Genomic DNA, 24,020 nt, shown 5'->3' with positions numbered 1-24,020 from the left:
CTGACAGCACCCATCTGGGTGACCTCGGAGGCGATCGCCGCCTGGACACCGCCGAAGGCAGGTCGGCGCGGCCGGCCTTCCCGCTACTCGGACTTGGCCATCGAAGCCGGGGCGATGCTGCGCCTGGCCTTTGGCCGGCCGTGGCGCCAGACCGAAGGTCTGCTGGGCTCGCTCCTGCGCCTGCTTGGCCTGGACCTGCCGGTTCCGGATCACACCACCTTCTCCCGGCGCAGTGCCAACCTGGAGGTGGCGATGTTGCGGTACAAGACGCTGATCGGCCGCAGCCTGCGCGCTCGGACTCTGCCGGCGCAGAAGGTTGAAGCGGCCGTCGGCGGCAAGGTCCTCAATATCATGACCAGCTTGGGCATGCCGGTCTCCCGCAAGGTCGCCTGATCACCGATCGGACAGAGCCAACTCTGTCAGCGCGCCGAGTTGTGCACCAATGTCCCGCCGCCTCGGTGCAACAACGTCGATCGGGATCACCGCCACCAACGGGTCGGCAGGTGACGTCTCCACCAGGGCTGCCGCCGCCGCGCTGCGTTGAACGCGGCTTTCTCTAAGGCCTGTATGTCGGCGTCGGCTTGGTCGGCATCTGGGTAATGCACCACGCCCACCTTGTAGCCAGGCCAGGATTTCATCGGGCCGAGCACGCGCCGCTGCCACGCCGCGCGAGGGCACGGGCCGCCCTCGTGCGGATCACGCACGTAGGGCAAATGCGGCCACAGCCACTGTCTGACGCGATCGATGATTCGGCGATCCGGCTGCAGCACATCGTCCTCCATCGCGCCATTGTGCGTTCCCCATGAGATAATAGCTTGAGGCTTGCTCGTGAGAGGGGAGGTGGACGTATGGCCGACGATAACGCGAAAGCCCCAAGGCCCTCACTGTTGGCGATCCTCTCTACGCTTCGGCCGCTGGACGCGGAGGACGATTTCCCGGGCATCCCCGATCCACCACCGGACAGGGATGGTTATGATGCTGCGGACCGGCGGTTACCCCGATGCGGCGATAATGCAAAAATTCCCAACATACTAAGTGGTGCATCCGCTCAATCAGTGAGATAGTTGGGAGAGCCGCCACACCGAGATGGCGGGATGGCCGATGGCGCCGACCGCGTCCCCAGATGAAAGGATGCTTGTGGTCGTTCCCGCGGTGTGAGCCAGCTAACAGCGGCGGTGGGTCTTCTGCTCTAGGAACAGGGCACGCAACCCCTCTGGGAGTACCCCCGATGCGAGGCTCGTTCCTGACCGCCCTATTCCTGCTTACCGCCCCGGCCGCATTCGCCGCCGGACCGAACCAGACGCCGAGCATGTCCGAAACGCCAACGACTACGAGTCTGCTCAGCGGGCCTCGTTTGACGTTGCCGCCCCCGGCGGGCCTCGGGGGCATTCCCCGCTTCGCGGCCAACCCGCTGTTCGTGCCGCTGCCGGTGTGCAACCGATTTAAGGTCTGTTCGATCCCGAGCAGCTCGCCGACGACCATCACCACGCCGCCCCCACACCCTCGCCCCACCTCGGTCACGGTTCCGACGCCCCCGGTCCCGTCCGTGGGGCCAACGATCCCGAATCCCCCAAAGCCGCCCGGCTTGTACGACCATACCGGTGACGCGCAGCGTGACGCGCTCCGCTCCTTGATCATTCTCGAAGACATGGCCGATGAGGCAACCCCGCGGTTTATCGACCAACAGCGGAGACGGGGGCGCTGAGCACCGCGTCGGGAGCGAGCGTCGGGTGAGCGGGCGGCCCCGGCTACCCATCGGGATTAATGTTTGCCCACGCCGACCTCACCAGGCCCATCCCGTCGCTGTCCTTGTCCAACGAAGACCAAATTGCGGATGGTGGTGCCGTTGAAGATTGCGCTCCTGGTGCTGTCCGGATGCGATACGTCCTTGGCGGCATACACCCTGAGCTGAGCGGCCACCTTAATTTTGGTGAGGTCGCACGGACTGGGAGGTCGGTAAGCGGGGTTGATCAGCTCGGGTTTCGCCTTCAGGCGCTCGTGGACGACCTCGTTGGGCGAGTGGCCCTTGAGGACGCGCTGTCGGCGGGCGTTGTCGGCGAGCCGGTAGCCGTGAAGCAGGCGCTCCAGGGCATCATGCGTGCCGATGCACAGGACCAACACCTCGCGCCCGATGCGGCCGTTGAAGCGTTCGACCATGCCGTTGGTCTGCGGGGTGTAGGGCTTGGTCTTGCGGTGCTGCGCGCCCAGGGCGCGGCAGGCGGCCTCGCAGCCGTCGGCGGTGAAGCAACGGCCGCGGTCGGTCAGCACGTGGGTGATGGTGAAGGGAAAGGCAGCGACCGCCTCGTTCAGGAAGGCGGTGGCGGCGGCTTCCGTCTCCTCGTCCTTGACCGCCAGGTGGACCAGCCGCGAGGCGCGGTCGATGGCGACGTACAGGGAGCGTTTGCGCGCTCCAGCACCGATCACGTGCAGCTTGGGCAGGTGCTTGATAGCGATGTGTAGGAAGCCGAGGTCATACTCCTTGAAGTGCTTGGTGCCCTTCTTGGGCGTGGTGGTCGGGGACGTTGGCAGGCGCCCCAGGCCTTCGGCCTTCAGGATCCGGTCGATGGCGTCGCGGTTCAGATGGGGCAGGAAGTGGCGCACCGTGACCGTGAGGTCGTCGAGTGGGAACCCGGTGCTCCGGCGCAGCTCACAGACGATGGCGCGTTCTTCCTCGGTGGCCCGCCAGCGCAGGTGCTGGGGGAGCGAGGAGTGATCCTGAACGTCCTCAGAGCCGCGTTTGCGCCATGTGCGGATGCTTTCGGTGCTGACGCCGAAGCGTTTGGCCAGCACGCCCGTGGGCTCGGTGGCGGCGATGGCGGCGCGCACCGCCGGGGTGGTGCGGGCGTTGGGATGGATTTGGTCCATGGCCGTTCCTCCCGGCCGGGGCCGAACAGGCTCAGCGTCGCCGCCACGAGGGATGATGCCCGCCGCGCGACGGCCGGTCAACCCCACAGCCGCCTTCGGCGGTGGCCCGTCAGGGCCAGGGTTGACGGGCCGGCTGCGGCGGGCGCTTCTGGCTCGTCATGGCGACGACGGACGGGACTGCGCCGATCGCTTGTTTACTGAGGCGCAGGGCCCAGACGCCTTTCGATCCACCAGCCATGCTCTTGGATGGCCCAACACACCGGGGCCCGACAACGTTCCGCCATCAAACAGCTAGGCGACGTCGCCGCTGAACGTGGCCACTGGACCGGTGACCTGTTCCAGTAAGGGACCGACTTGGGCGGTGTCATCGATGGCGCGGTTGGTCAGCGTGATGGCCATGATCCGCCCGCTCTGCGCGTCCCCACCAATATGCAATTTCCTCCAGGAGCGCCGCCGCTTGGTCCCGTGCTTCTCGACCAACCACTCGCCGGGTCCGCGCAGCTTCAGCCCGGTGCGGTCCACCAGCCAGTGGATTGCTCCGCTGACGCAGGGCCGCGTGCGCGGCAGCGTCACCGTTCTGGCGCCCCTGGCGATGGTGGAGCGGTCCGGCACCGGTAGGTCGATACCAAGCAGCCGCAGAACGGAGGCGATCAGCCCTTCGGTCTGACGCAGGGCCAGATGAAACACCGCCCGAAGCATCAAGGCCGTCGTGATCGCCAGGTCGGAGTAGCTGGGCTGCCCCCCGGCGTGCTGCGCGGCGCCGCCTTCCAATGCGCGATCGCCTCGTCGGAGACCCAGACGGTCAGGCTGCCGCGCTGGCGCAGGACCGCATCGCACTCGGCACAGTTGAGAATCCGCCGCTTCGGTCGAGGGATGTGGTGACGGCGCGCAGCATTCGCTTTACGGAGGAATGATAGCAGACCAGACCGAGGGCGGGTCCTTCGCCTACGACACCCACCACATCCGTGCAACAACGCGCATTACTACCTAAGCTTGATGACCCCGCACCTCTAATCACCCGTGCTCAGGCTTTGCAACAGAACCAGCAACATTACCTGTGGCGCGCCATCGACCAGAATGGTGTCATCCTCGCCATCCTGGTCCAGAGCCGGCGCAACACGAAGGCGGCCAAGTGCTTCTTTCGCAAACTGCTGAAAGGGCTGCGCTACGCCCCACGTGTCCTCGTGACCGACAAGCTGAAATCATACGCCGCAGTGAAGAAGGCTCCGAAGCTCGGCAGCGAACACAGGCAGAGCCAACACCTGAACAATATCTGCGAAGTCTCGCACCAGCCGACGCGACGGCGCAAGCGGCACATGAGGAGGTTCAAATCAGCCCGGCACGCCCAGCGGTTTCTCTCCACCCAAAGCGCGATCCACAACCACTTCCAACTGCGCCGCCACCTCATCTCCGCCTCCGAGTACCGCGCCGCCCGCACGCGCGCCTTCACCAGTCGGCGCGAGGCCACCGGTGTTGCCCAGGTCGGCTGACCCGGGTGAGGCGACTCCGGGCGAGGCGACCGCCGGTCTGCGGGCCGCAATTCTTCGCCCTGCTGACAACTTGACAGAGCCACCAGAACCGCAAACGCAGCAACAGATTCACAACTGCCTCAACCTTTCATGTTCATCGGATTTTTCATTGAAAATTTTTATAAGGCGGCACGAATGCAACTAATAGTGCGGTTATCCTTGCGCGCAACCATCAAATCTGTTAACATGCGCGACTTCCTAAAGTTAGGCGGAAAATGGCCTGCGCTTCATTTCAGCCGGCCAATCTCGGCCGCAGGTCAGAGCTATAGGAATTCGCAAGCCATGGCTGTCGCGATTGTGCTGGCTGCGCTCGTCGTTGGCTCCATTCTGTTCAGCTTGCTGAGCCCGTGGTGGTTCACGCCTCTTGCCTCAAATTGGGGAGCAATTGATACAACGCTCGTTATCACATTCGTGATTACAGGAGTTGTTTTTTCGGCCGTTGTTCTATTTATGGCCTATGCGGTGTTCCGTTATCGCCACCGCGAGGGGATCGCCGCGTCCTACGAGCCCGAAAGCAAAAGGCTAGAAATGTGGTTGACCGGCGTCACCTCCGTGGGGATCGCCGCAATGCTGGCGCCCGGCTTGATCGTCTGGGACGACTACATCAGGGTTCCGACGGGAGCGTCGGTGGTTGAGGTTGTGGGTCAACAGTGGAATTGGACCTTTCGCCTGCCGGGGAACGACGGTGTGTTAGGAACCGTCGACACACGGCGCATCAGCGCCGAGAACCCCTTCGGGCTCAATCCCGACGACCCGAAAGGCAAAGATGACCTACTCGTGAACAGCAACGAACTGCGTCTGCCGGTCGGCAGGCCGGTCAAAATGGTGCTTCGCTCCGTTGACGTCCTACACGATTTCTATGTGCCCAACATCCGGGCCAAGATGGATTTGGTACCGGGGATGGTCTCTTATTTCTGGTTCACTCCCGAACGGACGGGGACATACGAAATCCTTTGCGCAGAGCTCTGCGGCGTCGGCCATTCGATGATGCGCGGCTCCGTCATCGTGGTGGAGGACGAGGATTACCAGCCGTGGCTGCGCGAGCAACCAACCTTCGCGCAGTCGCCGGCCGGTACCGGCGCGGGCAAGGCCATGGACTTTGCCGGTGACTTGGGCACTGGCGCAGGGCGCTCCGGCGCGGAGCGTCACGGACACTGAAACCGGCATCGGTCGCGGATGCCGACGACACGCGGGGGGCCGGGGCATGGTACAGACCGCAGTCATTGGCGATGAGCGCGCCGGCGTCGAGCCCGAGCATCACGAGCCCAAAAGTTTCCTGACCAAGTATATCTGGAGTCAAGATCACAAGGTCATCGCCATCCAGTACACCGTCACGGCGATCACCGTCGGCCTGATCGCGCTGGTGATGTCCTGGATGATGCGGATGCAGATCGGATTTCCGTACAGCTTGGGCTTCATTGATCAGGACCGCTATTATCAATTCGTCACCATGCATGGCATGATCATGGTGATTTACCTGCTCACGGCCCTATTTCTCGGAGGATTCGGCAATTACCTGATCCCCCTGATGGTCGGTGCGCGCGACATGGTGTTCCCTTATGTGAACATGCTGAGCTATTGGACCTACCTGCTGTCGGTTCTGGTTCTGGTCGCGAGCTTCTTTGTGCCCGGCGGGCCCACGGGGGCCGGCTGGACCCTGTATCCGCCGCAGGCAATCCTCCCGGGCACGCCCGGTCGGGAATGGGGCATCATTATGATGCTCGTCTCGCTGGTAATTTTCGTCGCCGCCTTCACGATGGGCGGGTTGAATTACGTCACGACCGTACTGCAGGCGCGTACGCGCGGGATGACGATGATGCGCCTCCCCTTGACGGTGTGGGGCATTTTCGTCTCGACCATTCTTGGACTGCTGGCCTTTCCTGCCCTGTTCGTCAGTGGCGTGATGCTGCTGCTCGATCGGGTCCTGCTGACCAGCTTCTTCATGCCGAGCATCGTCTCCATGGGCGAGCCGCTTGGGTACCGTGGGGGCAGCCCGCTGTTGTTCCAGCACCTGTTCTGGTTCTTCGGCCATCCGGAAGTCTATATCGTCGCGCTGCCGGCCTTCGGCATCGTGTCGGATCTGATCAGCACGCATGCGCGGAAGAACATCTTCGGTTACCGGATGATGGTCTGGGCCATCCTGGCCATCGGTGTTCTCAGCTTCGTGGTCTGGGCGCACCATATGTACGTCAGCGGAATGAACCCGTATTTCGGCTTCTTCTTCGCCACGACCACGCTGATCATCGCCGTGCCGACCGCGATCAAGGTCTACAATTGGGTCCTGACGCTGTGGCGGGGAAACATTCACCTCACCGTGCCGATGCTGTTCTCGCTCGCCTTCATCATCACCTTCGTGGCCGGCGGAATGTCGGGCCTGTTCCTCGGCAACGTCGTCGTCGATGTTCCGCTGTCCGACACGTATTTCGTGGTCGCGCATTTCCACATGGTGATGGGGGTCGCTCCGATCCTGGTTGTCTTCGGCGGGATCTATCACTGGTATCCCAAGGTGACCGGCCGCCTACTGAGCGACGCGATGGGGAAGTTTCACTTCTGGGTCACCTTTCTCGGCACCTTCGCGATTTTCTTCCCGATGCATTATCTCGGTTTCGTGGGCATGCCGCGGCGATACTACGACTTTAGCGGGATCAACTTCATTCCGGATTCGGCCCACACGCTGAACGCCTTCATCACCATCGCGGCTCTGGTGGTCGGCGCCGCCCAGGGGGTGTTCCTGTTCAACCTGGTCTGGAGCGCCTTCCGGGGCCGGCTGGCGGGTGGCAATCCCTGGCGGGCCACGACGCTGGAATGGCAAACCCCCGAAACGCCGCCCGGCTATGGGAATTGGGGTCCCAGGCTGCCGATCGTCCATCGCTGGGCCTATGATTTCAGCGTGCCCGGAGCGGACGAGGACTTCCTGCCGCAGAACCACCCGCCGAGCCGGGAAACGGCGGAGACCGCGCATGGGCGGCCGATCGCGAAGGGAACCATGGCATGAGCCTGATCCGGACGCTCACGGCGAAGCCCTGGCTGGAGCAGACGCCGGAAGACCTGCCGGCGTTGGGCAGGCTGCCGATGCCCACGGCAAGGGTTGGACTGGTCGTGTTCCTTGCCGTTGTTGCGACGCTGTTCGCGTTGCTGGTCAGCGCTTACGTCATGCGCATGTCGTTCGGGGACTGGCGCCCCCTGCCGGCGCTGCCGGTGTTGTGGCTGAACACCCTGGTGCTGGCGCTGGGCAGTGTGGCGCTGCACCTCTCGGTGCTTGGCGCACGCCGGGGGAAATGGACCACCACACGTCTCCGTTTCCTGTTCGGAGGCCTCTGTGCGCTGGCCTTCCTGGCCGGGCAACTGGTGGCGTGGCGGCAACTCGACACGCTTGGCTATTTTGTCGCTGAAAACCCGGCCAACACGTTCTTTTACCTGATGACGGCGCTGCATGGGCTTCACATCCTGGGTGGGCTTGTGGCGTGGGAACGGACGGCGGTCAAGCTGTGGAGCCGTTCCGGCGCGGCCGGCTTGCAGTTGAGCGTCGAGCTCTGCGCCACCTATTGGCACTTCTTGCTCGTGGTGTGGCTTGTGCTGTTCGGCGTCCTGCTGGCCGACACACAGGGACTTTTCGTCCCGCACATGCACCACGGCTTCTGATTGGGGCTGCTGATTGGGCGATCTTGCGCTCCAGCCAAGGAGGACGGGCGGATGGCGCATCAGGACACGATGAACGAAACGCCGGCGGCCACCACCCTGACCGGCGCCCCCCCGACCGATGGGTGGTATGGAATGGTCGAGGACTGGGCGTCCGATCGCCAAGCGTTCCGGAACGTGCCATGGGGGAAGGCCATGATGTGGCTCTTTCTTCTGAGCGACACGTTTATCTTCGGCTGTTTTCTGACCTCCTACATGACAGTGCGCATGTCGACCACCGTGCCGTGGCCGAACCCGAGCGAGGTCTTCGCCTTGACGATCGGGGGGGCACACATACCCCTCATCCTGATCGCCATCATGACGTTCATTCTAATCAGCAGCAGCGGAACCATGGCGATGGCGGTCAACTTCGCCTACCGCCGCGACCGCGCCCGGACGACTGCCCTGATGCTGGCGACGGCGGCGCTCGGCGCGACGTTCGTTGGCATGCAGGCTTTTGAATGGACCAAGCTGATCGTGGACGAGGGCGTGCGCCCCTGGGCCAACCCGTTCGGCGCGGCACAGTTCGGCTCGACCTTCTTCATGATAACGGGATTCCACGGCTTTCACGTCACAGTTGGCGTGATCTACCTCAGCGTCGTGGCCCTGAAAGTTCTGCGGGGCGACTACGAGCGCCGGGGAAACTACCAAATCGTCGAAATCGCCGGGCTCTACTGGCACTTCGTCGATCTGGTGTGGGTCTTCATCTTCGCGTTCTTCTATCTGTGGTAGAGGCTGCGATGGAACAGGTGACCGGTCAACAGCATCCCATAGGGACCTACCTCAAAGTCTGGGGACTTCTGTTCGTCCTCAGCACCTTTTCGTACATGGTCGACTACTTCCACGTCCAGGGCTTTGCGCGGTGGTTTCTGATCATCCTTTTCATGCTGCTGAAAGCTGGACTAATCGTCGCGGTCTTTATGCACATGCAATGGGAGCGGCTGGCCTTGCGGTGCGCCATCCTGATCCCGCCAGTGGCCCTGCTCGTGCTGGTGGGCTTGATGACGCTTGAGGCTGACTACACGCTTCTGACGCGAATCCTTTTTTTTGCTTCTTGACCACGATTTTCTCCTTTGATCGTCACGCCATCAACCGGCGCTTGGAGTATAATGGAGGACAAGGCGGGTCGCGGTTCCTTCGTGACCGACGGCCGGGTTGGGCGTCCCGCCACGGCTGGACCGCGCCCCCTCGAACGAACGGTTCGGGAGGAAGGGACATGACCATTCGAAATCCCATCGAGTATGGAGTGGACCAGTACCGGCATTGGTCCAATGCCGTGGCATCGGGCAGCCACGCGGTTTCCGGGCTGGAGGACGAGGTGCGGGTGCGGCCCCCGGCGGTTCGGCGGATCGCGGTAGCGGACCTGCGTGACGTCCTAGCACGGGGCATCGAGGACTTTGGGGCCTACCGGACGGACGTCATCTTCATCTGCCTCATATACCCCATCGCCGGCTTGGTCCTGGGGCGGGCGGCCTACGGCCGCGACATGCTGCAGTTGCTGTTTCCCCTGGCCTCCGGCTTCGCCCTCGTCGGTCCCTTCGCGGCGGTGGGCCTGTATGAGATGAGCCGGCGGCGCGAGCAAGGCGTCACGGTCAGTTGGGTCGACGCGTTCGGCGTGCTCGCTTCCCCCTCGTTCGGCGCAATCCTGGCTCTGGGGGTGATCCTGATGGTGATCTTCGGGTTCTGGCTAGTTGCGGCCCAACTCATCTACATGGCCACCCTCGGCCCTCAGCCACCGGCCTCGATCGAAAGCTTTGCGCGCGACGTGTTCACGACCAGAGAGGGGTGGACGTTGATGGTTGCGGGCGTGGGCGTTGGCTTCCTCTTCGCCGTGCTGGTGCTCGCGATCAGCGTGGTGTCGTTTCCGCTGCTCCTTGACCGCAAGGTGGGCGTCGCAACGGCGATAGTCACCTCGGTCCGCGCTGTGGTGGCGAACCCGGTTCCGATGGCCGCGTGGGGGCTGATCGTCGCGGGTGGCCTCGTGATCGGGTCGATTCCCCTGTTCGTCGGTCTCATCGTCATTCTGCCGGTGCTTGGACACGCCACGTGGCACCTCTATCGGAAGGCCGTGGCGGATTGATCCGGTCGCCCGGCAACGCAGGTCACGCAAAGGGGGGTGACGAGCATGCAACGCCGAATTCTCTGGCCCGTGATCGGCTGCGTGGTGGTCCTTGTCGCATCGATCTGGGTCTTTGGTGGCCACAACGGCCTGAGCTTCGTCGGCGGCATGGGACTCACGCTGGGGATTGTTCTTGTTTTGACGGCCGCTGTCGGAATCATGGCGGTGATCTTCTACGGCCGCCGGAGTCGGCGCGACCGGTCGGTGGGCCACGCGGCTCGGCACGACGACTGAAAACCTCCGGGACTGAAAGCCCCGGATATGGCCTCGGGATGAAGCGCCGGCAGCCGCATGCGCGGATCGCCACAGAGGGTGCGTGCCACCCGCCATGGAGGAGCCCATGGCATCACGGGATACGGACGGCGTTGACCTCGTCCAGCGCGGAAGGCAACGGCGCGAGGTGGTTGCGGTGTTCGACGACCCCGATTGCCTCGACGGGGCGATCAGCGAACTTCAGCAACATGGTTTCGGGCGAGCTGACCTTAGCACGGTTTGCAACGCGCGCATGCTTGAGGCGGAACTCGGCCACGTCTGCACCGACGTCCGCGAGATCGAGGACAATCCCTCGGCCCCTCGGAGCGTTTTCGTATCGAAGGCATCCATCGGCGACGCAGAGGGGGCTCTGGTCGGCGTGGCCGTCTACATCGGTGCAATCGCCGCCGCCGGAATGACAGCCGCTGCCGGCGCGAGCATGATGGCGGTCGTTGTCGCCGTCGCCATTGGTACGGCGATCACCGGCGGTGCCGGGTATGCGTTGATGAAGCGGCTTGACCGCCGCTACAATGCCTCCATCCAGGAGCAGTTGGAACGCGGAGGTTTGATCCTTTGGGTCCATCTGCATTCGGAGGAGCAGGAGCGCGACGCGCTGAAAATCTTGTCGTCCTGCTCGGCCAAGCGGCTCCATGTGCACGAGGTGCCGATCCGATAGAAGCCGATGTGTGTGGTGAGTGCTATCAACTTCGCGGTCGGTTGATGCACGGAGGATTTGAACAACCTCATGTTCGCTGGTTCAGAAGCTGTTCGTAGCAGTCACGCGCTGATCTCCTGGGCCGCGAGGCGCTTGAGGCGCCTGGAGAGGATGGAAATAGTCTTTACGCAAATGACAAAAGCGCCCCTGCTCGCCATCGGGACTGAGGGGGATGACGTAGCGGAGCTTTGGTGCACGGAGTCGGGGGCCGGTCTGTTCGCCCTTTCTGCCGCCGGTTACGCGCTGCGGACGGAGGTGGGGCGCCCTGCGTCGAGCATGCGGTTGAGCGCCGTTACGCCGATGATGGCTTCGGCTTGCTGCGCGGGCAGAGGTGCTGTCAGGTTGCGGACCGCCGGATTGGCATGGCAGGGTGCCGGGCGTGAGCACGACGCCCAATCCGTACCGCGGCTTTCGTTTTCCGGCCGCGATCATCAATGAAGCGGTGTGGCTGTACCATTGCTTCAGCTTGAGCCTGCGCGAGGTCGAGTTGATCCTGGCCGCGCGCGGTGTCGAGGTCAGCTACGAAACCATCCGGGAGTGGGGTCTGCGCTTCGGCCGGGAGTTCGCCACCACGCTCAAGCGCCGCCGACCCCAGTCGGGCGACAAATGGTTGTTGGATGAGGTGTTCATCCGCATCCGCGGCAAGCAGCATTATCTTTGGCGCGCTGTCGACCAAAACGGCGTGGTGCTGGACATCTTGGTCCAGAGCCGGCGCAACACGAAGGCGGCCAAGCGGTTCTTCCGCAAGCTGCTGAAAGGGCTGCGCTACGCCCCGCGTGTCCTCGTGACCGACAAGCTGAAATCCTACGCGGCGGCGACGAAGGACCTGAAGCTCGGTGGCGAACACCGGCAAAGCCGGTACCTGAACAACGCCGGTGAAGTCTCGCACCAACCAACCCGACGGCGCGAACGGCACATGAAGCGGTTCAAATCCGCCCGGCACGCCCAACGGTTTCTCTCCACCCACAGCGCGATCCACAACCACTTCCAACTGCGCCGCCATCTCATCTCCGCCGCCGAGTACCGCGCCGCCCGCGCTCGCGCCTTCGCCACCTGGCGCGAGGCGACCGGCCTTGCCCAGACTGCCTGATCCAGTGAACACTGGGGTTATTCAAACCCTCCGCGCATCAACTGACCGCGAAGTTGATGGTGTGGACGACCGCTGCTCCCGGCATCGAGGTGCCATAGATTGGTGGTTGCTGAACTCCACCTATGAGAGGGCCGTCCACATGAGCATTGTCACCGTCGGTCTTGATCTTGCCAAGCACGTCTTCCAGGTTCATGGCGTTGATGAAGCCGGAAAGGTGGTCGTGCGCCGGCAGCTTCGCCGGGAGCAGGTGGAGGCGTTCTTTCGTGGCTTGACGCCTTGCCTGGTCGGTATGGAGGCGTGCGCGACGGCTCATCACTGGGCGCGTCTCATCCGGGCTCTCGGCCATGAGGTCCGGCTGATCCCGCCGACCCGGGTCAAGGCCTACGTCCAGCGCGGCAAGAAGAACGACGCCGCCGATGCCGCGGCCATTGCCGAGGCGGTGACGCGGCCGCACATGGCCTTCGTTCCGATCAAGAGCGAGGACCAGCAAGGCGTTCTGGTGCTTCATCGCTCCCGTGACCTGCTGGTGCGGCAGCGCACCATGCTGCTCAATGCCCTGCGCGCCCATCTGGCGGAATTCGGCATCGTGGGGGCGCAAGGCCCTCGTAAGCTGGCCGAGTTGATCGATCGGCTGAACGATCTGACGCTCCCCGAGCTGGTTCGCTTGGCGCTGGTGGAATTGGCCGAACAGATCGCGAGCTGCCGTGCGCGGATTGCGGCCCTGGAGAAGGCCATCCTGGCGTGGCATCGCACCACCGAGGCCAGTCGCAATCTGGCCACCATTCCCGGCATCGGGCCGATCACCGCCTCAGTGCTCGCCGCCACCGTCAGCGATCCGAGCGCGTTCAAGAACGGCCGCCAGCTGGCCGCGTGGCTGGGGCTGGTGCCGCGGCAGAATTCCCGCGGCGGCAAGGATCGGCTCGGCGGCATCACCAAGGCCGGCGACCGCTCGCTCCGCCGTCTTCTGGTCATGGGCGCCACCACGGTGATCCGCTATGCCCGCCGCAAAGCGCCCGGCGAGGGCGAGTGGCTGAAGGGCCTGCTGGCCCGCAAACCGCCCCGGCTGGTCAGCATCGCGCTGGCCAACAAGATGGCCCGCGTCGCTTGGGCGGTGCTCAGCCGCGGCGACGTCTACCGCAAGACTGTCCCGGTTCCGGCGGTTCCCTGAGCGGTGAGCGCCAGGAGCATCCGGAGCGGATTGTCCGCCCGTCCGCGGAACCTTCTCAAGCCTGGGCCTGCGGGCCACCGCCTGCGGCGGCGCTGGGCTTGACAAGGCCCCGCCGCCGAGCGGTCTGTTCCACCATCGGATGCAAGCCACCGTGTCGCTGGACCGTCCGGTTTGGTAACGCTGAAGAACAGGACCATGCTGTGTGAGGGTGCCGAGAGAGGTGATGGCGAAACGGTTCGAGCCGGGGATCGGGAAGACCCACGTACTGTCATGCGCCTCGAGCGCGGCACGTTGATCGGGACCCAATCCCGCGGAGTTCATCATGGCCCGCGGTCATCAGAACCGCATCCTTCGAGGCCGGACACAGGACCGCACCCGACCTTTTCGCCAAGCCAGATCTCTTTTCCCTTGCGCCGCAGCGGTCGTCCACACATGACAACACCCGACGCTCGCCAACATCGCCCGGCATCTGGAAGGCATTCACTGCCGGACGCCGCGCGGTGAGACGCGCTGGTCGGTGTCGTCCGTGCAGAACCTGCTGGGACAGGCCATTGCGCAGGGGCTGCTGGAAGATCGGCCCCTTCCCAAGCCAGATGCCCCGCGCCGACGCGGTCGTCCACCGAAGTCCCTGAAGGCAAGTCCTCCCCAGGATTGATGCTGGGTCGCGTGAGCAGCGAGACACCATGGCGAAAGCGTCCGCCTTCATAAAGCTCAGGTGGACAGTGCATCCTTGACCAGTTCGAACGCCTGCCTCAGCGCGGCCGCACAGGCGCTCACGGTTGCCGGGTCGGTCTGAGCGGGTGCGCTCCAATTGACGATCATACTGTAGTACGCCCAGCGGTGTGCGCAATACATCCCGCCCGCGATGCACAGGGCATGGTGGCCGGGAAGATCGATGCTGCCGCCTTTGGCGAAGGCGTTTACGCCCAGCGGCAACGGAATCAGAAAGATCGCGTCGCCCATCATCAGAATGCGCCGGAATTCCCGCAGCGTTTCGGCATGAGTGAAAAGCTTGCCCTGCAGCGCTTGGGAATAAAAAGTCACGAGATCATCCGCCGATGAGGCGAGCGTTGCGGTATCGTTGAGAGGCGGATGAACCACCGGCGCCTCGTCCGGGAGCGCCGTCACATCGGACCAACTGTACTCCTTGTAGTTCGGAGCGCCGAACAGATAGCCGAAAAACACCCGGGTGCTGTCCGGGATCGACGTGCTGGTCAGCCCCATGGAAGTGATGAGGGAGCGTACCTTGTCCGGACCGGCCTGCCGAAGCTCCATGTCGGTCGCGGTGTTGTCGCTGTGCATGATCATTGCTTCAAGCGCGGTGCGCTCGGAAACCAGGCCTGACAGGTGCGGCGGGTTGAAGGTCTGGCTGTCCGGCGACCAGACTCCAGCATCGAGAGCAATCTGCTGCGTCTGCAGCGTCTGCACGATGGTCGGGGAGTCGAGCTGACGCAACCGCTCCGCCAGCACGAAGGCCTTGATGGCGCTGCCGACGAACAGACGGGCGGAGGCGTTGCGTTCGACCAGAAATGCGCTCGCCGTGTCGGTGGCCGGCCCCCAGATCTTGATGGACTTGTCGCCGGGCAAAGGGTCGAACAGCGCAAGGATGCGGGCCCCGATGTCCGCGGGCTCCGACGATGATTGGGCGCCGAAAGCGATCGGCGGTCGCGCGGCAAGCGCGGCCGTTGTTGCAGCGACCGACAAGAACGCGCGGCGTGATGGAAAAATCCATCGATGTTCACGGCCAGTGGCGGTCACCTCTGTCTCCACAGCAAGCAGAGGCCGAGTTGCCTTTGTATGAGGATGCGGAACGATTGAGAGCGGATCCAGCCGGCATGCGTGGTAAGCATTTCTTCATTCAAAGTGATGAGCATTCGCGTGTTTTTGAACTGTTCGCCATGAATTCGAGCATGGCACAGCGTCAAAGCGTCATTTGTCGCATCATGGATGACTCGGCAGTTGGCGACCTTGATGAGATGGACGTCCCCCGTTTTCGGCACGGCAGTGCCAGATAACGGACAGGTTCCTCTCATGACGGGAGTTGTGCCATGACTGCGGCGTTTATCGGTCTCGATCTGGCGAAGTCGGTGTTCCAGGTCCACGGCGTCGACGTCCACGGCAAGGTGGTGACGACCAAGCGGCTGCGCCGGGATGCGATGCTGGTGTTCTTCGCCACCCTGACGCCGTGCGTGGTCGGGATGGAGGCTTGTGCCGGGTCGCATTTTTGGGCGCGCGAGATCGCCCGGTTCGGCCACGCGGTGCGCCTGATGGCGCCCCAGTACGTCCGGCCCTACGTGAAGCGCCACAAGACCGATCGGGCCGACGCGGAGGCGATCTGCGAGGCCGTGCAGCGGCCGAGCATGCGCTTCGTGCCGGTCAAGACCGAGCAGCAGCAGGGCACCCTGGTGGTCCACCGGGTGCGCGAGGTGCTGGGCGCCCAGAAGACGCAGGTGATCAACGCGTTGCGTGGGCACTTGGCCGAGTTCGGCATTGTCGCGCCGCAGGGGGCCGGCAAGGTTGCCGAATTGACCGCCGTGCTGGCCGACCCGGAGGACACGCGGATTCCCGCCCTGGCCCGGGAGGTCCTTCAAGGCTTGGTCGACCACCTGCGCGACACGGAACGGCGGGTCGGCGAATTGGACGCTCGGCTGGCCGAGCAGGCCAAGGAGGATGAGGTGTGCCGGCGGCTGATGACGGTCCCGGGCATCGGGCCGGTCACCGCGACGGCGCTGGCCGCAACGATCGGCGACGCGACCGTCTTCGCATCGGGCCGCCACTTGGCGGCGTGGCTCGGCCTGGTGCCGCGCCAGCACGCGAGCGGCGGCAAGGAGCGCCTGGGCGGAATCTCGAAGGCGGGCGACGGCTACCTGCGCCGGATGCTGGTGAATGGCGCCCGGACGGTGATGCGCTGGCAGGGCAAGACCGCGCCCTGGCTGGCCGGGCTGCTGAGCCGCCGCCCCTTCAACGTCGCGGTGGTAGCTCTGGCCAACAAGCTGGCCCGCACCGCCTGGGCCGTGATGACCCGTGGCGAGGACTACCGGCGGCCCGGCACGGCGGCCGAACCGGCTGCGGCGTGAGACGGCCATGGGCGCGACGGCTTCCCCCCGTGATCCCGACCGGCGGCAGGGTAGCACCGTGCTCGCTCGGGCAAGGCCATGCCGCCTTCGGCGGTGGCCCTGGCGGGCCAGCCTTGCCCTGCGTTGTGCGCGGTGCTTTGGGCAAGGGCAGGTCGGGACGAAGAGGTGGTCCCGGCAGTCGAACAAAGAGGTTGGACGATGAAACGACAATGATCAGGGCCGCGCTGGTCACCGGATCGGCGACCTGAGCGCAGGACGACAAGCTCTCCTTCGGTTGCGAGGGCGATGGACGATGTGATGGCACAACCGGTCGGACCGGGATCGGCCAAGCCCGTCTGCAACAACGAGCCGACGAGCTCGCGACGTTGATTGGGCGTCGATCCGCGGATCTCATCAAGGCCAGCAGCTCACGGGCTGCAACCGTAGGCCGGATCGATGGCAGCAACCGACTTCTCAAGCCGCCATGTCGAAAAACGCTCTTGCAGGGCGGGGGGCGTCCATAGATGTTGCAGCGAGGTGACTTCGGTCGCAGGAAGCTCTTTCCCGGCCTTCTGATTACGCGACGCGGACGGAGTCCGGGCGTCCGAGGTCGAGCATGCGGTTCAGCATCCGGATCGCGATAGCGATCTCGGCTTTTCGCCGTTCCTCGGTACGGAACCGCAAGCCGTCGCCGAGGACGCGTTTCCAGCGGCGGAAGACCGCCTCGACCGGTGCGCGGACGTTGTTCCGGCAGGCCTTCTGCCACGCCATGCGTCCGTGCTCGGCGATGGACCGCAGGTGCCGATCGCGCTGTGTTGGATTGGCTTCAGCGGTCGCACTCGTTACAGCCATGGACCGGGCCAGCACGATCACCGCGGTGTCCGGCGTGTGCGCCGCCATGGCGCGGATCGTTGCCGCGGAGCGCTCAGGCACATCCTGTCCCAATGATCGAATACCCAATGATTGCCACACCATGCCATGCTGGGCGCTGCAGGGGACCCCGCCGCGGTCGATCCCGCACCGAGGCCGTGGCCCCAGCCGGGCGACAAGCGGATGGAGTCGGCCATGATCACGCTGTACACCTACCCTCACCTGTTCGGTCTCGCGGACAACAATCCGTACGGCCTCAAGACTGTGGCGTTTCTGCGCCTGTGTGGGCTGTCCTATCGGCAAGAGCACATCATCGACACCCGTGATGCCCCCCGCGGGCAACTGCCGTACATCATGGATGGCGGCACTGTGATCGGAGACAGTGATCTCATCATCGCGCACCTAATCCGACAGCATCGTCTGGCGATCGACGATGACCTCAGCGCGGCCGAACGCCGCATCGACCACATGGTCCGGCGCACGCTCGATGACTTGTATTGGGTGATGTCCTACTCGCGGTGGGCCGACGCGCGGTTCTGGCCCTTATTTCGGGACCAGTTGCTGAACACGCACCCAGACCTCACCGAGACCTTGCTTGAGGCGGCACGGGAGTACAACCTGAAACGCTATCATTTCCAGGGCATTGGTCGTTACGAGCCCGACCAGATCTACAGCCGCGGTCTCGCTGACTTGAGCGCCGTCGCTGGCACCCTGGCGGAGCGGCCGTTCCTGTTCGGCGACACGCCGCACAGCATTGACACGGCCCTGATGGGCTTCCTGCCCAACATTTACCGGTACGAAATCGACACGCCGCTCCGCGCGTATGTCGCGGCGCAGCCCAATCTGGTCGACTTCTGCCGCCGCACGGTTCCGCTGGTGAGTGTGGCACCGCCTGCGTAAAAGCCGATCTTGGCGGGCGAGTCCGGACGGGAACCAGCATCGCCTCGGCGTGGCCATTTGAGATGAGGGAGGCAATCCATGCCGTTCACTCGTGCCTTGGCCTACGCCGTTTACACGCTGTGGGTGTCCGTCTGCGCCTTCGCTCCGGAGCTCCTGTGGCAAGGGTTCGTGCTGATGCGCGGCCATTTCGGGGCCGCGGAACTGTGCTCCGCGCTGTTCATCGGGACGCTTTTTGCTTTTTTCGTCGAACCGCTGGTGGAACGGCTCAAGGCCAGGCGGTGGCGGCTGGCGCACGAGCCATCCGGCGGATTGCTGCTTGGGGTTCTGGTGTCGCTGGCCTTTGGGGTTGCCGTCGTGTGCATCCACGAAGCAATGATCGCGTATCTCGGCGGTGAGCACGCCGGTGACGAGGCGAAGCGAGCCAACTTGGCACGAGCGATCGACAGCGCCTGTGAGTGGGCCTCGATCCCGGCGGCGGTAATGGCCGCCTGGTTCGTCGCGGGCACCGCGCGCCGGCTTGCTCTTCCGGCGACCGGCTTGGCGTGTGCCTGGATTGTTATCATCGGCCATTCTTATGGGTGGGGCTGGCCGATCGTGGCGACGAGCGCGGTGCCGGGCTTTCTGATCGCGCTGCTTGGCACCAGAATCGTGCTTCGCCATTGGGATGAGTGCACCATTCCGGCATTGGCGCAGCTCACGGCGTGGGTGGCGGGGAGCTGGATGCTCCTCGCCTGGGGGATCCAGACGGGTTCCGAGATGATCGGAAGCCCCGGCCTGCAGCTTTACACACCGGAGGCGTTCTACGATGATCTACGCTTTTACCTTGGCTGGTGTTTGGGGCTCGTGGTGGCCCCAAACCCAGTGCCGGAAAAGGGATTGCGGGATGGTCACACCCACTGAAAGGAGTGCCGAGAGTTTGGAGGCAGGCGCCACGGCCAAGTGGGAAGCGAGGTCGGCTTGGGGGTGACTTTGGCGCGCAAATCGGCGTGAGGGCGGAGTCCACGGGCGGCCAGTGGTGATCAGGCGACTTTGGAGGTGGCCGGCATGCCCAAGCGGGTCATGATGTTCATGACCTTGCAGCCGACGGCGGCCTCGACCTTCTGGGCCGCCAGACTCCGAGCCCGGAGGCTGCGCCCGATCAGTTGCTTATAGCGCATCATCGCCACCTCGCCCAAGGAGCGGCGGCCGTACTGCACCGCCCGCTGCCAGCCCAACCGACCACGCTCGGCGCTCATCTGGATGTGGCGGTCGCGTTGGCTGGGGGCATTTTCGGTCGTGGCGCTCGGCACCGCGGTTGAGCGCGGCGGGATGATCCCCTGCGCGTCAGGACTATGGGCGGCGACGGCGCGGTACACGGGCTCGCCGTCGTAAGCCCCGTCCGCCAGCACCGTGCCGATTGGGCGGGCGATCTGGTCGAGCAGTGGGCCGACCAGGGAAGCATCGCCGTCCTGCGTGGTCGTCAGCGCGGACGCGAGGATCGCGCCGGTATCGGGATCGACCGCCAAGTGATCTCGTACCAACTGTCAACAGCTCCCGACCACCCCAGCCTGGCACCGTGCTCGCCGCCGGCAAGGCCATGCCGCCGGAGGCGGCGGGCCTGAAGGCCCGGCCTTGCCGGTGTCTGCGCGCGGCGCCTTGGGGCAAGCCGGTCGGGACGAAAAGACGGTCGTCTTTCGGTCGAACAAAGAGACCTGGACGAGCAGTCACCCGCATGCTGCGACCCGTTGGCGGCGTCGGCTGCCTCGGATCGCCGCCGGCACGCTGAACCGAGCGGCGATGATCTGCCGGCCTTGGGCGACCGTGATCGGCTCGCCCTCCAGGCCACGCAGACCGTAGGATCGGCCGCTCCGGAGCACGCTCAGGATCCGGTTGACCAGACGGTTCGCCACCGCACACAGAGCCTGGCGATGGTGATGGCCCTTGTGCACCATCAAGCGCCAGTCGACCTCGGCCAGTTGCGGATCGACCCGCCGGGCGGTGTCGGCTGCCAGGTAGAGCGCCCGCTTGATCCGGTCATGACCGCTCTTGGTCAGCTTCTGCCCCGGTCGCTCGACCCCGCCCGAGGCGCTGCGTTTGGGAACCAAGCCGCAGAAGCCCCGCAGGTGGGCTTTGGCGCATAAATCGGGAAACGGCGGCTGAACGGGCGATGGACGGGTATAGAGGTATGCCCCGTTGCCGAGAGCGCGCATGCCCTACAAGCACAACGAGCCACGTCGTCATCACATCCCGAAGGCCAAGTACAAGGTCGCGAATTGGCCGGCGTATGATCGGGCTCTGCAGCAGCGCGGCAGCTTGACCGTCTGGACCACGCCGGAGGCGCTGGAGGCGTGGACGCCAGCCAAGACAGGCAAACGCGGCCGACCGCCGGCCCACGCGGACCTCGCCGTCGAAACCGCTGTCATGCTGCGTTTGGCCATGGGCCGGCCGTGGCGCCAGACCGAGGGGCTACTGCGCTCCATCATGCAACTGCTTGGTCTCGACCTGCCGGTTCCAGACCACACAACCCTGGCCCGGCGCAGTGCGCGCCTGGCGCTGACGACGGCGTTGAAGGTGCCAAATGGAGCGGTGAGCGTGATCATCGACTCCTCGGGCCTGAAGGTCTTTGGGGCGGGCGAATGGCAGCACGAGAAACATGGTGGGAAACCACACCGTACCTGGCGGCGGCTGCACATCGCCGTGGATCCGGATCACGGCGACATTCTCGCGGCGGAGCTGACCACCACGGACGAGGGTGATGCCTCGCAGGTCGGCCCCTTGCTCGATCAGATTGCCGCCCCGATCAGGGCGGTTCTGGCTGACGGCGCGTACGATGGCGATCCCGTATATCGGACCGTCGCTGAACGCCAACCCGACGCCAGGGTGATCATCCCGCCGCGCTCCACGGCCGTCCCGAGTGGCACGGCCGAGGTGGTTCCAACTCAGCGCGACCATCACATCCGGATGATTGCCGAGAAGGGCCGCCTGGGGTGGCAGCGTGCCGTCGGCTACGGCAAGCGCTCGCTCGTGGAAACCGCGTGCTACCGGTACAAAGTGTTGATCGGCCGCAGCCTGCGGGCTCGGAGTCTGTCCGCCCAGAAGGTGGAAGCTCGCATCGCCTGCGCCGTGATCAACCGAATGACCAGCCTCGGTCGGCCGATCTTCCAAAAGGTGTCCTGATCACCGCAACACCGGGGGACAATCTGGCCGCACCCCGATTTGTGCAACAAGGCCATGGAAAACAGCTCGGCGAAAGACGGCTTCCGCGATACCCATTTATTGTTGAAGAGACCTGCAGGCGCGATCATTAAGGGCAGTATGATATTGCTCCGAACGTTGAGCCGTTATGCCCGGAGTGGGCGCGCGACACCCGCTCGGAAGCGCGGCTGATCACTGCTCCTACTCACGATGGAGTGCTCAGCCTCAAGACGGCTGCCAACACCTTTTAGCCATCTACGCGGAGGCACGGCCCTTTGGCCGCGGTATCCGGCCAGGGTGTCTCGCCGCCGCAAAATCAAGCCGGTGCCGAGCCTGCGGGTACCGGCGCCGCCGGACCTTGGGCAGGGGCGCACGTCACGCGGCGTCTTACCCGGAGCGGCGCATCACCCTTGCGGTGACGTTGTTCTTCCAGAGGTCGGCGGAGTGCATGTAGCGGCGGGCCACCTCGACCGACTTATGGCGGGTCTGGCGCATGACGTCGTGCAGCTGCGCCTCCGCCTCGGCCGCCGCGGTGGCCAGCTCGGCGCGCAAGGAATGGCCGGAGTAATGGCGCGCCACGCCGACGGACAGGGCGCCGAAGGTCTTCTCCAGGAGGCCGGAGTCGCCGGCGCCCGCCGCCTTGTCCGACAGCCGTTTGTCGGTCAGCACCCCGCCCGCCGGCGGGCCAACGAACAACGGCTCCTCGCCGTGGCCGGCAGCGCGCACAGCGCGTCGTCGTCGGCGGCCCAGATGGCCACAGCGTCGCCGGCCCCAACCTGGTCGGTCTTGGAGCGGCGGATGGACAGCACGACGCCCTTGCCGTTGACGAAGGCGACGTCGTCGGCGTTGAGCGCGACGATCTCGCTCCGCCGCAGCGCGCCACCGAAGCCGACCAGCAGCAGGGAGCGGTTGCGCAGGCCGAGGGTGCGGCACCAAGCGGTGAACGCTCCCCAGGCCGAGCGGCAGGTGGCGACGGTGTTGGCGCGCGCGCCTGACTGGTGAAGGCGGCGGCGCGGGCGGCGAGGTCGCGAATGATGGTGGCTCGGTCGCCGGGGTCCTCCAGGCTGCCGAACAGCGAAGTTTCGACCACGGTCAGTTCGTTGCTCAGAGCACACCGCGTGTTGTTGCCACTCCGGCTTTATGAGGACATCGCGACCCTCCACGAGACCGTCGCAAACCTGGGGGGCTTCACGCCGCGCGGTGGAAGGGTCGGCGGGCATAGGGTTCGGCGGCGGTGTGGTCGGAGGCGAGTGTGCTGTTCATCATCGCGGTGCGCACCTTCAGCATCTGATGGGCGCCCCGCGGGGACCAGCGCATCTGCTGGTTGGCGCCCATGCGCCGGTGCAGCAGGCGCTGGACCGTGCTCTCGGTCGTCGCCGTGGAGATGGGCTCGCCCCGGCGCCGGGCGGCGGCGTAGTCGATGATCAGCTCGGCTTGTCCGGCGACATAGGTCTCCAGCGCGCGCAGCAGCGTCGCCACCTTCCGGGCCTGCCGGTCATCGGCGGCTTCCAAGGCGGCGTCAAGGCTTGCCAGGGTGTCACCAATAAGGGCCAGCGCCCGCTCGCTCTGGCTGTGCCAGAGCCGCCAGCGGATGCGGGACACGGCGTCGGCCAGCGGCCCGGTCCGTTCCGCGGCGGCCGGCACCGCGGCGGTCCAGCCCTGGACCGCTTGCGCTACGTGCTGGATCCGTATCGACAGATGGAACCAGTCCAATACGTTGTGGATCGGACCGATACTGGCCGCTGCACCCAAGGACCGCGGACCTCCCGCGCCGTCGCTGAGGATGGTGACCGGCGTGCTCGCTGTCGCCCCCAGTCCGCGCAGGACGTGCTGGAGCTGCCGTACCTGCCGGTCGGCCTCAGCCGGCATGCTGCTGAAGACGACCTCCTGGCTCTGATCGTTGCTCGCCCGCGCGATCATCACCGCGAACGAGCGCATCTGGCAGGTCCGCACCGACCGCACGTGGCCCCCGTCGATGGCCAGCGTGATCGCCTTCGCTGATGCCGGCGAAGTCTGGTCCGGCGGAACAAGCGCTGCCCGCTCAAGCCGGGCGCCGACCTGGAGCGTGCGCCGGCGGATCGTTTCCACCTCCGGAGCGGTGTCCACCGGCAGCAGGTCGGCCAACAACGCCCGCGCCCGCCGGTACGGCAGCGCGCTGCCCATCCCGGCCAGGACGCGTTCGTACTCCGGGGTGCAGCGGTCCGGCATGATCTCGGCGACCGGGGTCAGGCTGCGTCGGCTGGCCACACCGCAGCGGCAGGGGCCGAAGCGGGGCGCACGCACCGCCACCGTGCCGAACAGTGACACCAGCCGACGAGAGCGGTGGTCTTTGAGCGGGCGCGATGTCCCACAGTGGCTGCACCGGCGACGGCGGCGACAGTGCGCGTCGGCTTGGGCCGCGACCAGAACGCGCTGCAGGCCGGTCAGGGTCGCCTTGCTCTCGGCCAAGCTCAACCCGAGCGTCGCCGCCTGACCGGCCCCGGTGCGCTCACCCTCGGAGATCACGTGCTGCGTCACTGCGCCGTCCTCGCCCGTCACCTCCATCATGACCCGCCACTTCATCGCGCCCCCGGTCCGCTGCCAACCGGACCCGCCGTACCAACC

24 protein-coding genes and 3 pseudogenes are annotated in these 24,020 nt (G+C 65.1%); 17 read left to right on the top strand and 10 right to left on the bottom strand.

The window, feature by feature from the left end; all coding sequences use genetic code 11:
- Positions 1-12: 12 nt before the first annotated feature.
- Positions 13-393, top strand: a pseudogene (locus M2351_RS21460) (transposase); the annotation flags it as partial.
- An 86-nt stretch (positions 394-479) separates the two neighbouring features.
- On the opposite strand, the gene M2351_RS21455 reads toward M2351_RS21460, so the two are convergent.
- The 3 genes and pseudogenes from M2351_RS21455 to M2351_RS21445 form a co-directional block, all read right to left on the bottom strand.
- Positions 480-782, bottom strand: a complete 303-nt coding sequence (locus M2351_RS21455) for a hypothetical protein (RefSeq protein WP_264658072.1) — start codon at positions 780-782, stop codon at positions 480-482.
- Between the two features lie 1,087 nt (positions 783-1,869).
- Positions 1,870-2,865, bottom strand: a pseudogene (locus M2351_RS21450) (DDE-type integrase/transposase/recombinase); the annotation flags it as partial.
- Between the two features lie 291 nt (positions 2,866-3,156).
- Positions 3,157-3,564, bottom strand: a complete 408-nt coding sequence (locus M2351_RS21445) for a transposase (protein ID WP_264658071.1) — start codon at positions 3,562-3,564, stop codon at positions 3,157-3,159.
- A 332-nt stretch (positions 3,565-3,896) separates the two neighbouring features.
- Between M2351_RS21445 and M2351_RS21440 the strand changes: the two genes are divergently transcribed.
- The 11 genes from M2351_RS21440 to M2351_RS21390 all read left to right on the top strand — a co-directional run bounded on the left by M2351_RS21440 (position 3,897) and on the right by M2351_RS21390 (position 13,416).
- Positions 3,897-4,355, top strand: coding sequence for a DDE-type integrase/transposase/recombinase (locus tag M2351_RS21440; RefSeq protein ID WP_264658070.1), 459 nt, complete (start codon positions 3,897-3,899; stop codon positions 4,353-4,355).
- A gap of 321 nt (positions 4,356-4,676) precedes the next feature.
- On the top strand, positions 4,677-5,552 hold the full coding sequence (locus tag M2351_RS21435) for a cytochrome c oxidase subunit II (RefSeq protein ID WP_264658069.1): 876 nt from the start codon (positions 4,677-4,679) through the stop codon (positions 5,550-5,552).
- Between the two features lie 46 nt (positions 5,553-5,598).
- Positions 5,599-7,389: a cytochrome c oxidase subunit I gene (locus M2351_RS21430; protein WP_264658068.1), complete on the top strand. Its 1,791-nt coding sequence runs from the start codon at positions 5,599-5,601 to the stop codon at positions 7,387-7,389.
- The gene (locus M2351_RS21425; RefSeq protein ID WP_264658067.1) at positions 7,386-8,036 is read left to right on the top strand and encodes a cytochrome c oxidase subunit 3; all 651 of its coding nucleotides are present in this window, start codon (positions 7,386-7,388) and stop codon (positions 8,034-8,036) included. The genes M2351_RS21430 and M2351_RS21425 overlap by 4 nt, the downstream gene beginning before the upstream one ends.
- A gap of 51 nt (positions 8,037-8,087) precedes the next feature.
- Positions 8,088-8,804, top strand: a complete 717-nt coding sequence (locus tag M2351_RS21420) for a heme-copper oxidase subunit III family protein (RefSeq protein WP_264658066.1) — start codon at positions 8,088-8,090, stop codon at positions 8,802-8,804.
- An 8-nt stretch (positions 8,805-8,812) separates the two neighbouring features.
- Positions 8,813-9,130 carry a cytochrome C oxidase subunit IV family protein gene (locus tag M2351_RS21415; protein ID WP_264658065.1) on the top strand — a complete coding sequence of 106 codons (318 nt, stop codon included), beginning with the start codon at positions 8,813-8,815 and terminating at the stop codon, positions 9,128-9,130.
- A gap of 158 nt (positions 9,131-9,288) precedes the next feature.
- On the top strand, positions 9,289-10,152 hold the full coding sequence (locus tag M2351_RS21410) for a DUF2189 domain-containing protein (RefSeq protein WP_264658064.1): 864 nt from the start codon (positions 9,289-9,291) through the stop codon (positions 10,150-10,152).
- Positions 10,153-10,197: 45 nt separating this feature from the next.
- The gene (locus M2351_RS21405) at positions 10,198-10,425 is read left to right on the top strand and encodes a hypothetical protein (RefSeq protein WP_264658063.1); all 228 of its coding nucleotides are present in this window, start codon (positions 10,198-10,200) and stop codon (positions 10,423-10,425) included.
- A 106-nt stretch (positions 10,426-10,531) separates the two neighbouring features.
- Positions 10,532-11,119 (top strand): hypothetical protein, encoded by a 588-nt coding sequence (locus M2351_RS21400; protein ID WP_264658062.1) that lies wholly within the window; start codon positions 10,532-10,534, stop codon positions 11,117-11,119.
- Positions 11,120-11,537: 418 nt separating this feature from the next.
- Positions 11,538-12,248, top strand: a complete 711-nt coding sequence (locus M2351_RS21395; RefSeq protein ID WP_264658102.1) for an IS6 family transposase — start codon at positions 11,538-11,540, stop codon at positions 12,246-12,248.
- A 139-nt stretch (positions 12,249-12,387) separates the two neighbouring features.
- The gene (locus M2351_RS21390; RefSeq protein WP_264658061.1) at positions 12,388-13,416 is read left to right on the top strand and encodes an IS110 family RNA-guided transposase; all 1,029 of its coding nucleotides are present in this window, start codon (positions 12,388-12,390) and stop codon (positions 13,414-13,416) included.
- Positions 13,417-14,127: 711 nt separating this feature from the next.
- On the opposite strand, the gene M2351_RS21385 is transcribed toward M2351_RS21390, so the two are convergent.
- Entirely contained in the window at positions 14,128-15,174 is a 1,047-nt protein-coding gene (locus tag M2351_RS21385) for a class A beta-lactamase-related serine hydrolase (protein ID WP_264658060.1), read from the bottom strand.
- Here M2351_RS21385 and M2351_RS21380 point away from each other — a divergent pair.
- Together M2351_RS21380 and M2351_RS21375 are read left to right on the top strand one after the other, a co-directional pair.
- A complete protein-coding gene (locus tag M2351_RS21380; RefSeq protein WP_264658059.1) occupies positions 15,135-15,431 on the top strand; it encodes a hypothetical protein in 297 nt (98 codons plus the stop codon). The two genes, M2351_RS21385 and M2351_RS21380, sit on opposite strands and share 40 nt — an antisense overlap.
- Positions 15,432-15,464: 33 nt before the next feature.
- Positions 15,465-16,493 carry an IS110 family RNA-guided transposase gene (locus tag M2351_RS21375; protein WP_264658046.1) on the top strand — a complete coding sequence of 343 codons (1,029 nt, stop codon included), beginning with the start codon at positions 15,465-15,467 and terminating at the stop codon, positions 16,491-16,493.
- 555 nt (positions 16,494-17,048) lie between these two features.
- On the opposite strand, the gene M2351_RS21370 is transcribed toward M2351_RS21375, so the two are convergent.
- Positions 17,049-17,405, bottom strand: coding sequence for a hypothetical protein (locus M2351_RS21370; protein WP_264658058.1), 357 nt, complete (start codon positions 17,403-17,405; stop codon positions 17,049-17,051).
- Positions 17,406-17,537: 132 nt separating this feature from the next.
- Between M2351_RS21370 and M2351_RS21365 the strand changes: the two genes are divergently transcribed.
- The gene (locus M2351_RS21365; protein WP_264658057.1) at positions 17,538-18,242 is read left to right on the top strand and encodes a glutathione S-transferase family protein; all 705 of its coding nucleotides are present in this window, start codon (positions 17,538-17,540) and stop codon (positions 18,240-18,242) included.
- A 78-nt stretch (positions 18,243-18,320) separates the two neighbouring features.
- The gene (locus M2351_RS21360; protein ID WP_264658056.1) at positions 18,321-19,142 is read left to right on the top strand and encodes a hypothetical protein; all 822 of its coding nucleotides are present in this window, start codon (positions 18,321-18,323) and stop codon (positions 19,140-19,142) included.
- Between the two features lie 119 nt (positions 19,143-19,261).
- On the opposite strand, the pseudogene M2351_RS21355 reads toward M2351_RS21360, so the two are convergent.
- Together M2351_RS21355 and M2351_RS21350 are read right to left on the bottom strand one after the other, a co-directional pair.
- Positions 19,262-19,750, bottom strand: a pseudogene (locus tag M2351_RS21355) (transposase); the annotation flags it as partial.
- A 195-nt stretch (positions 19,751-19,945) separates the two neighbouring features.
- Complete coding sequence (locus M2351_RS21350; protein ID WP_264658055.1) at positions 19,946-20,431, bottom strand: transposase; 486 nt, start codon at positions 20,429-20,431, stop codon at positions 19,946-19,948.
- On the opposite strand from M2351_RS21350, the gene M2351_RS21345 reads away from it, so the two are divergent.
- Positions 20,430-21,398 carry an IS5 family transposase gene (locus M2351_RS21345; protein ID WP_264658054.1) on the top strand — a complete coding sequence of 323 codons (969 nt, stop codon included), beginning with the start codon at positions 20,430-20,432 and terminating at the stop codon, positions 21,396-21,398. The two genes, M2351_RS21350 and M2351_RS21345, sit on opposite strands and share 2 nt — an antisense overlap.
- Before the next feature lie 405 nt (positions 21,399-21,803).
- Here M2351_RS21345 and M2351_RS21340 read toward each other — a convergent pair whose 3' ends face one another.
- The 3 genes from M2351_RS21340 to M2351_RS21330 are packed head-to-tail and all read right to left on the bottom strand — an operon-like array spanning position 21,804 to position 23,978.
- Positions 21,804-22,085 carry a tyrosine-type recombinase/integrase gene (locus M2351_RS21340; RefSeq protein WP_264658053.1) on the bottom strand — a complete coding sequence of 94 codons (282 nt, stop codon included), beginning with the start codon at positions 22,083-22,085 and terminating at the stop codon, positions 21,804-21,806.
- Positions 22,079-22,579 (bottom strand): site-specific integrase, encoded by a 501-nt coding sequence (locus M2351_RS21335; RefSeq protein WP_264658052.1) that lies wholly within the window; start codon positions 22,577-22,579, stop codon positions 22,079-22,081. Before M2351_RS21335 ends, M2351_RS21340 begins: the two co-directional genes overlap by 7 nt.
- A 25-nt stretch (positions 22,580-22,604) precedes the next feature.
- Positions 22,605-23,978: an ISKra4 family transposase gene (locus M2351_RS21330; protein ID WP_264658051.1), complete on the bottom strand. Its 1,374-nt coding sequence runs from the start codon at positions 23,976-23,978 to the stop codon at positions 22,605-22,607.
- Between the last annotated feature and the right edge of the window lie 42 nt (positions 23,979-24,020).

The organism is Azospirillum canadense (genome assembly GCF_025961225.1).
In the GTDB taxonomy this organism is placed as follows: Bacteria; Pseudomonadota; Alphaproteobacteria; order Azospirillales; family Azospirillaceae; genus Azospirillum; species Azospirillum canadense.
The sequence above is the reverse complement of the archived record's forward strand: the minus strand, read 5'-3'. Positions and strand labels throughout refer to the sequence as shown.

What these genes read in the sequence shown, in the direction of transcription:
- M2351_RS21345 (WP_264658054.1), top strand. Translation starts at nt 20,430, where the DNA reads ATGCCCTACAAGCACAACGAGCCACGTCGTCATCACATCCCGAAGGCC.
- M2351_RS21430 (WP_264658068.1), top strand. Translation starts at nt 5,599, where the DNA reads ATGGTACAGACCGCAGTCATTGGCGATGAGCGCGCCGGCGTCGAGCCC.
- M2351_RS21415 (WP_264658065.1), top strand. Translation starts at nt 8,813, where the DNA reads ATGGAACAGGTGACCGGTCAACAGCATCCCATAGGGACCTACCTCAAA.
- M2351_RS21455 (WP_264658072.1), bottom strand. Translation starts at nt 782, where the DNA reads ATGGAGGACGATGTGCTGCAGCCGGATCGCCGAATCATCGATCGCGTC.
- M2351_RS21405 (WP_264658063.1), top strand. Translation starts at nt 10,198, where the DNA reads ATGCAACGCCGAATTCTCTGGCCCGTGATCGGCTGCGTGGTGGTCCTT.
- M2351_RS21350 (WP_264658055.1), bottom strand. Translation starts at nt 20,431, where the DNA reads ATGCGCGCTCTCGGCAACGGGGCATACCTCTATACCCGTCCATCGCCC.
- M2351_RS21420 (WP_264658066.1), top strand. Translation starts at nt 8,088, where the DNA reads ATGGCGCATCAGGACACGATGAACGAAACGCCGGCGGCCACCACCCTG.
- M2351_RS21390 (WP_264658061.1), top strand. Translation starts at nt 12,388, where the DNA reads ATGAGCATTGTCACCGTCGGTCTTGATCTTGCCAAGCACGTCTTCCAG.
- M2351_RS21380 (WP_264658059.1), top strand. Translation starts at nt 15,135, where the DNA reads ATGGAAAAATCCATCGATGTTCACGGCCAGTGGCGGTCACCTCTGTCT.
- M2351_RS21445 (WP_264658071.1), bottom strand. Translation starts at nt 3,564, where the DNA reads ATGCTTCGGGCGGTGTTTCATCTGGCCCTGCGTCAGACCGAAGGGCTG.
- M2351_RS21425 (WP_264658067.1), top strand. Translation starts at nt 7,386, where the DNA reads ATGAGCCTGATCCGGACGCTCACGGCGAAGCCCTGGCTGGAGCAGACG.
- M2351_RS21400 (WP_264658062.1), top strand. Translation starts at nt 10,532, where the DNA reads ATGGCATCACGGGATACGGACGGCGTTGACCTCGTCCAGCGCGGAAGG.
- M2351_RS21365 (WP_264658057.1), top strand. Translation starts at nt 17,538, where the DNA reads ATGATCACGCTGTACACCTACCCTCACCTGTTCGGTCTCGCGGACAAC.
- M2351_RS21330 (WP_264658051.1), bottom strand. Translation starts at nt 23,978, where the DNA reads ATGAAGTGGCGGGTCATGATGGAGGTGACGGGCGAGGACGGCGCAGTG.
- M2351_RS21360 (WP_264658056.1), top strand. Translation starts at nt 18,321, where the DNA reads ATGCCGTTCACTCGTGCCTTGGCCTACGCCGTTTACACGCTGTGGGTG.
- M2351_RS21435 (WP_264658069.1), top strand. Translation starts at nt 4,677, where the DNA reads ATGGCTGTCGCGATTGTGCTGGCTGCGCTCGTCGTTGGCTCCATTCTG.
- M2351_RS21410 (WP_264658064.1), top strand. Translation starts at nt 9,289, where the DNA reads ATGACCATTCGAAATCCCATCGAGTATGGAGTGGACCAGTACCGGCAT.
- M2351_RS21375 (WP_264658046.1), top strand. Translation starts at nt 15,465, where the DNA reads ATGACTGCGGCGTTTATCGGTCTCGATCTGGCGAAGTCGGTGTTCCAG.